At 42.8% G+C, this 7,873-nt stretch carries 5 protein-coding genes; all 5 read left to right on the top strand.

All coding sequences use genetic code 11. The features are described from left to right. The first annotated feature begins 266 nt into the window (after window positions 1-266). Window positions 267-695, top strand: a complete 429-nt coding sequence (locus P5674_RS22045) for a hypothetical protein (RefSeq protein ID WP_006617497.1) — start codon at window positions 267-269, stop codon at window positions 693-695. Window positions 696-1,152: 457 nt separating this feature from the next. After that, window positions 1,153-1,650 carry a type IV pilin-like G/H family protein gene (locus P5674_RS22040; protein ID WP_315670283.1) on the top strand — a complete coding sequence of 166 codons (498 nt, stop codon included), beginning with the start codon at window positions 1,153-1,155 and terminating at the stop codon, window positions 1,648-1,650. Window positions 1,651-1,878: 228 nt separating this feature from the next. Further along, the gene (locus P5674_RS22035; protein WP_006617494.1) at window positions 1,879-4,107 is read left to right on the top strand and encodes an O-linked N-acetylglucosamine transferase, SPINDLY family protein; all 2,229 of its coding nucleotides are present in this window, start codon (window positions 1,879-1,881) and stop codon (window positions 4,105-4,107) included. 84 nt (window positions 4,108-4,191) lie between these two features. Further along, entirely contained in the window at window positions 4,192-6,426 is a 2,235-nt protein-coding gene (locus P5674_RS22030; RefSeq protein ID WP_315670282.1) for an O-linked N-acetylglucosamine transferase family protein, read from the top strand. A 50-nt stretch (window positions 6,427-6,476) separates the two neighbouring features. After that, entirely contained in the window at window positions 6,477-7,805 is a 1,329-nt protein-coding gene (locus P5674_RS22025) for a class I SAM-dependent methyltransferase (RefSeq protein WP_315670281.1), read from the top strand. Window positions 7,806-7,873: the final 68 nt, after the last annotated feature.

The following is a 7,873-nucleotide window of genomic DNA, read 5'->3' as shown; positions in this document are numbered from 1 at the left end:
TGAACCCCACTCAACCACCGCTCCTATCCCTCCCCCACCTGCTACGCGAGGATGGGCGTTTCTCGGAGAATTTTTGATGAACAGGAAAATATATCTCGCCACGCAGCGGTAGATGAAGGATGCTGCGAGGATATGGAACGAAAATATGGGTGGAATCTTGTGCGAATTGAGGTAACCTCAGATCCTATCCTTGAGGTTGATTGCGTATTTCTGGGGAAAACGGAGTTTCCTCGGCCCTATAATGAAACTGATAAGGAGGAAGATTGATGCGAAAATACATCATTTTTCGGGCTGATAAGGGTGAACCTGGTTGGAAAGAACGTAAACTCCAACATACCCAGGGTTTAACTAGAATTTTGGCTGAACATTTCGACTCTTCTGATCAACCTATTCCTGAGTTGGGATATCGACCGAGGGAGTTTATTCGTATTGATGGGTTGCATAATCCCACTGAACATGGCTACAGCACCCATTATCGTCAGGGTGACTGGGAAGTAACTAGGGTAGAAAGTTACTCTCCTGATGTGTCTATGGCTGAGTTTGATATGATCGTGATTTGCTTTTGCAAATATAGCCCTGTTAATGGTCCTGTGCAACCTATGCCAGAGCGTCGAGTGTCTGTAGATGGGTTCGCTGGGGATGAGAAGCGGTTGGAGCAATGGCACGAGTCCCAAAAGAAACCGACTGAGGTTTAGTTGGTCCCCGGTTTGCTTATTTGACTAGCCAGATTCGCCACGACAACAGAACGGCCAGCAGGGAAGAGGGGAATAGAACCGCGAAAAGAGCGATCGCATTGGTTTGGGGAATGGCGAAATTTGGCCCGCCATATTTGATCAGTAAGGATAGCCCTAGGGATAGGATCAGGATTTTGGCCACCAATAACAGTTTGTTGTCCATTTATATATAGGATGCGATGGGATGCGATCGCCTATATTTTACCAATTGGTGGCCGCCTTAACCCCCTAAGCCCTATGTCTGACACCCAGTCACCCCAACCGCCTTAGTCGGTATTCCCCACTGGGTGGGCGATACACGATTTCCCGGAAAAATTGAAAAAAAATTTTGTGGCAGGTGATATGATTTGCGATCGAGGTGGGTAAGTTAGAACTACGGAAAACAAATAACCTCATTTCACCCCGAGGAGAACGAATTATGAAGACTGAACTTAAAGCCAAATTCCTGCAACATATCTCTCAGAAAAAAAGAGACGGTGGTTTCACCTTAATCGAACTGTTAGTTGTAATTATCATTATCGGTATTTTGTCGGCGATCGCTCTGCCTTCCTTCTTAAACCAAGCTAACAAAGCCAGGGAGTCCGAAGCTAAAACATACGTTGGTTCAATCAACCGGGCTCAACAAGCGCGTTTGATGGAAACTGACGAGTTTACTGCCTCAATAGCTCAACTGGGTCTGGGTGTCAGCAGCGCAACAGCAAACTACACTTATAATCTCGACGCTAATGCTTCTGGTGCGGTGGTTAATGCCAAAGGTACAACTAATCTCCGCGACTATGGTGGTCTGGTCTGGGTAGGTACTACAGTAGGAGGGGAGCGTACCACTTTGGCTAAACTGTGCGAAGCGCCTGATGCAGAAACCGAGGCAAAGTTTGCAGCGGGCGATGATAGTTGTGATGATTTTAGAGAAATTTAACAGATAATCTAGCAGTTTAGGTTTCAGATGGAGTCAGCTAGGGTCTTTAACCCCATCGTCAACTATAAGATGGAGAGATGGCATACGGTGACACTGTTAAAGCCATAACTATATTGCTCTTGTTGATAAAATCAGAAACTGAGGCCACTTGAGAGTATTGTAAATAGGTAGTACAGTAGTGCTACCTATTTTGTTTTAAAATAACTAATTGAGTTTATCGCTGGGACTATGGTTGATAATCAGATGTCGGAAAAGCAGAATATTTTATCAGCAGAAGCTGATATTTACTTGCATAAAAGGGATTATCAACAAGCAGCCATTTTATATGAACAAGCCATCAATCTCAATCCCGACTATAAATATAATTACTGGAAACTGGGGTTAACCCTGCTGCTACAGGAGCGGGAGGAAGAAGCCCAGACCACCTGGCTGGTGGCGATGAGTGATGGAGACCCAGAACAGATTGACCAGTGGACGATAGACTTACTCGAGGTGCTATCATCAGAAGCCGATGCACGAACCTCCGCCGAAGACTATTCCGTGGCTTGGGGGATTCGCCAACACATTTTAGAAATAAACCCCCATGGTATTGATAATATATTAAAGTTAATTGATTTGTCAATTACCCTGACAACCTATACCGGAAATGAGATCGCAGAATATGGACTGGTTCCCTTACTGCAACAGGAGTCCATCAATGTCAATCCAGATTTACTACTGCACCTGTGGAAAAAACTCCTAGTTGTAGATGCAATTAATCCCCTATCTCTGGAATTGGGAGAGGCGGTGATTAACCATCTTGGTGAGCAACCGGAGTTTGTCACTAGCTTAATCCCTAAATTATACGATATTGCCTATTCCTTTGGTGAAATAGGTATAGCCAAGGGCTATGGAGAGTTGTTGTTGAACCTGGCACCGCATCATCAAGAGTTGCTGAGGGCTCTGGCTCAATTTTGTATTCAATTAACCGAGTATGACCATGGCATTGAATATGCCAGACGTTCCTATCATCTCACTGAATCCCCAGATCAGCAAGCCCTGGATAGCAATTTTATGATCAGTGGTCTGATGTCTCAAGGGGGATGCACAAAGCAAGTGCGAGAGGTGGTCAACCATCAGGAATCATTGCTGGATGCTATGCTGAAAGACCCGCCCCTAGACTTGGGAACTGGGGTTATGCAATTATATAATACCAGCTTTTTCTTTCCTTATGTTAGAGATTCACCTGCTGTCAACTCACAAATAAAAGCCCAAGTTGCTCAAATTTGCCAAGCCAACTTAGAAACGGCTCAGGCAGAAAATATCGCCACATATCAAGCCCGGAATTTACAGAAACGCCATCAATCCGCGACCAATCAACCCCTAAAAATTGGTTATATATCTTATTGTTTCCGGCGGCATTCTGTGGGTTGGATATCTCGCTGGTTATTTCAACATCACGACCGCGATAAGTTTGAAATTTATGCCTATATGATTGGGGCAGAAAATCGACAAGATGCTCTCCAAAACTGGTATACAGAACAAGCCAACAAGTCTTATCGATATGGAATGGTAAGCACAGAAGTTGCCGAGCAAATTTCTGAAGACCAGATTGATATTCTCATTGATTTAGATAGCCTGACATTAACCAATACCTGCGCCATTATGGCACTTAAACCCGCACCTGTACAAGTCACCTGGTTGGGATGGGATGCCTCTGCTATACCCACCGTTGACTATTTTATTGCTGACCCCTATGTTTTGCCAGAAAATGCCCAGGATTATTACTCAGAAACCATCTGGCGACTACCTCAAACCTATGTGGCCGTCGGTGGCTTCGAGGTCGGCATTCCCAGTTTGCGAAGAGAGGATATCAATATTCCCGAAAATGCCATTGTTTATTTTACCGCCCAAAGGGGGCCGAAATACAACCCAGAACTAGCCCAATTGCAAATGCAAATTCTGAAACAAGTACCCAATAGTTATTTGGTAATTAAGGGATTCGATAAAGAGCAATCTATCGCCGGTCTGTTTTTTGAGTTAGCAGAAGAACAGGGAGTTAGTTCAGAACAGTTGCGGCTGACGGGTTCAGTATCGACCGAGCAAACCCATCGCGCTAATTTACTTATAGCAGATGTGGTGCTGGATAGCTACCCATACAACGGCGCAACCACCACCCTGGAAACTCTGTGGATGGGTATTCCTCTGGTGACTAGGGTGGGGGAACAGTTTGCAGCCCGCAATAGTTATACAATGATGATGAATGCTGGTATCACCGAGGGTATTGCTTGGACTGATGAGGAATATGTGGAGTGGGGGGTTCGTCTGGGAACCGATGAAAGACTCCGCCAGGATATCTCCTGGAAATTACGCAAGTCTAGGCGGACTGCTCCTTTGTGGAATAGTAAGCAGTTCACCCGCGAGATGGAGAAAGCCTATCAGGAAATGTGGAAAATATATACTAGCGGACAATCATAAATTATCAATTTTTCATAGTCTCATGACTCCCAGGAGTTGATGAGCCAGCATCAATTGAATTCAAGGATAATAGGTATTGTGAAAATGACCAGTGATTTAGTAGCCGAAATGCGTCAGCAAGCCCAAAAATATCTCGATAATTGCCAATACCAACAGGCGATTAGATATTATGAAGCAGCTATTGAGGCAGAACCTAATAATAAGTATTATTATTTTTATCTGGGTTTGATGTTGCTGTTAGAAGGTCAAGAGGAAGAAGCTCAAATCACCTGGTTGTTAGCTATCAATGAGGAAGATATAGAACCGGTTGAGTATTGGAGTGATGAATTAAGTAATATTCTCGACACAGAAGCTAATCGACAAGCCCAATTATCAAATTATCAATTAGCCTGGGTGATTCGCCAACATCTTAGAGAACTGAATCCCACAGACATTAATAATTTGCTGGCTTTAATTGATTTGTCAATTGCCATTAATGCTTATACCCCAGATATCATCAAAGACTATGGAATTATTGACATCTTACAGAATAGCTCCTTGAGTGAAAATATTAATCAGGATTTATTAATCAGAGTTACTGAAAAAGTCTTGCAGGTTGCCACCCTAGAACCCTCATCTTTAGAGTTGCTAACAGCGATTATCCCTTATGTTACTAATGAGGAAGAATTTATCAGAGTTATTATAGATATAGCCTGTGATTTAGCCCGTACTGCACATGAACATTTGCAAGCCATAAAGTTATGCCAGATGGGTTTACAGTTAGCACCAAGAAGTAGAGCATTAATTAATTCTGTGGCCGCAATATTTACTGATATGGGGGACTATGCTCAAGGTATAGAATATGCCCAACGCGCCTATTCAGTCGTGGAAACTATACCGGAAAAACTTTGCCAAAGTTTCAGCATTCTCAAAGCCCTACTCACTGCGGGTGGATACTGGGATAAACTGTGGGATTTTTGGGAACAACACAAGCTATTAATTGACCAATTGATTGTTGAACATCCTAAGAATCTGGGGACTTCATCAATGGGAGTTTGTCTTTATACAGCCTCTTTTTATTTTCCCTATATAGTAGATAATCCTCGGGAAAATATCACGATCAGACAACAAATTTGTCAGGTATGTCAATCTAACGTGGAAATAGCCTTTCCGGAGCTAATTACCAAATTTAGGGGTCGCCATACCAGTTTGCGTCAGGGGGTACAACCATCCCCCAGGAAACTAAAGATTGGGTATGTTTCATCTTGTTTTAGGAGGCACTCGGTCGGTTGGCTGGCTCGTAGTTTATGGAAATATGGCGATCGCCATAACTTTGAAATTTATACTTACATGACCGAATCAAGAGTGTTTTACGATCAGATTCAAGAATGGTATATTGCTAACTCTGACCACATACATAAATATAGTTCTGTCAAGCTAGAATTAGCCGAGCAAATTTATGCTGATCAAATAGATATATTAGTAGATTTGGATAGCTTGACTACTTCCAATATGAGTGCAATTATGGCACTTAAACCAGCTCCCATACAAGTGACTTGGCTCGGTTGGGATGCTTCAGCAGTGCCAACAGTTGATTATTTTATTGCTGATCCCTATGTGTTACCAGAAAATGCTCAAGAATATTATCAGGAAACTATCTGGAGGCTACCTCAAACCTATTTAGCTGTTGATGGTTTTGAAGTATCTGTACCCACCATTACCCGTGCAGATTTAGCAATTCCTGATGATGCAATAGTTTATCTAGGGTTGCAAAGAGGCCCTAAGTACAATCCCCACATCGCCAAGTTGCAATTGGAAATTTTAAGGGAAGTTCCCAATAGTTATTTTTTAGTCAAGGGATTTGGTCAACAAGATTCTTTAAATCAGTTCTTTTTTGACATCGCCAATCAACAGGGAATCACTAGGGAGAGAATTAAATTTATTGCGCCAGTAAAATGGGAAGAAGAACACCGCGCTAATTTACTTATAGCAGACGTGGTGCTGGATACCTACCCCTACAACGGCGCAACCACCACAATGGAAACCCTGTGGATGGGTATTCCTCTGGTGACTAGGGTGGGGGAACAGTTTGCAGCCCGTAATAGTTATACAATGATGATGAATGCTGGTATCACCGAGGGTATTGCTTGGACTGATGAGGAATATGTGGAGTGGGGGGTTCGTCTGGGAACCGATGAAAGACTCCGCCAAGATATCTCCTGGAAACTACACAAGTCTAGGCGGACTGCTCCTTTGTGGAATGGTAAGCAGTTCACCCGCGACATGGAGAAAGCCTATCAGGAAATGTGGCAGCGGTATATTGACGGTGGCGGTTGTTAGCATATAGGCTATTTGAGCCCCGTGTTAAATTAGATGGAGATTAAATCCCAATGTCAACCATAAATGAATCAGACCTACAACGGAAAATTCGGGAGCAGTTCGACTTCACCCAGTATCCTAAAATCCCTGTAGAGGAATCCCCCCAGACTGATTATGAACGCCTTTATATTCATAACTTGGTGACTCCCTATTATCTAAGAAACCAACAGGTTATTAAAACCGAAGGTAAAGTTATTTTAGATGCTGGCTGTGGTAGTGGATATAAGGCTTTGGCATTAGCATTAGCTAATCCTGGTGCTAAAATTGTGGGTATTGATATATCCGAAAAGTCCGTAGAAGCCTCCCGGAATCGCTTGAAATATCATGGCATAGAAAATGCCGAATTTCATGCCATGTATATTGAGGAATTACCCAGCTTAGGTTGGGAGTTTGATTATATTAATAATGATGAAGTTCTCTACTTACTACCGGATATCGTAGAAGGGTTGCAAGCCATGAAATCGGTGCTAAAACCCGATGGTATTATTAGAACCAATCTACACAGTGCTTTCCAACGCCATAACTTTTTTAAATCCCAGGAATTTTTTAAAATGATTGGGTTAATGGATGAACAACCCGGAGAAATGCAGATAGAAATGGCGCGAGAAACCATGAAATCTCTTAAAGACCAGGTATTGCTTAAACAGCAAACCTGGAACACACAAAAGGCAGAATCCGAAGAGTATCTTTTAAGTAATCATCTATTGCTGGGTGATAAAGGTTTCACTATCCCCGATGTTTTTGCTGCCTTGAAAGCTGCTGATTTAGAGTTTATCAGTATGATAAATTGGCGACATTGGGAAATTACAGATTTGTTTAAGGATGAAGATGATTTACCTGTTTTTCTCGGGTTGGGTTTGGCGGAAATGTCTACGGAAGACAGGTTACATTTATTTGAACTCCTGCAACCGATGCACCGTTTATTAGATTTTTGGTGTGGTCATCCTCACCAAGGTCAAGATTTTATCCCGGTTTCCGAATGGAGTGATTCGGACTGGCAAACCGCCAGAGTCAGCCTACATCCTCAGTTAGCTAACCCCCAGTCCCGGGAAGATTTAATTAATTGCATTACCAACCACAAACCCTTTGAAATTAGCAAGTATATCAAGTTACCTGTTTTTCTACCAATTCATCTTGATAGTGGCATAGCAGCTTGTTTATTACCACTGTGGGAGAGGGTTTGTACTGTTGAGGAGTTAGTGCAGCGGTGGCAGCAAATTCGACCCATAGACCCCATTACCCTAGAACCTGTTAGCCATGAAAAAGCCAGGGATGAAATTAAGGAGTTATTAGACACCCTAGACCCATTTTTATATGTGCTGTTAGAACGTTGTGGCTAAACTCTTAAAAACCGTAGGTTGGGTGAAACGCAGTGAAACCCAACATCATATCAACTGGTGAAGAAACG

The sequence above is a fragment of the Limnospira sp. PMC 289.06 genome (assembly GCF_032350395.1).
In the GTDB taxonomy this organism is placed as follows: domain Bacteria; phylum Cyanobacteriota; class Cyanobacteriia; order Cyanobacteriales; family Microcoleaceae; genus Limnospira; species Limnospira platensis.
The sequence above is the reverse complement of the archived record's forward strand: the minus strand, read 5'-3'. Positions and strand labels throughout refer to the sequence as shown.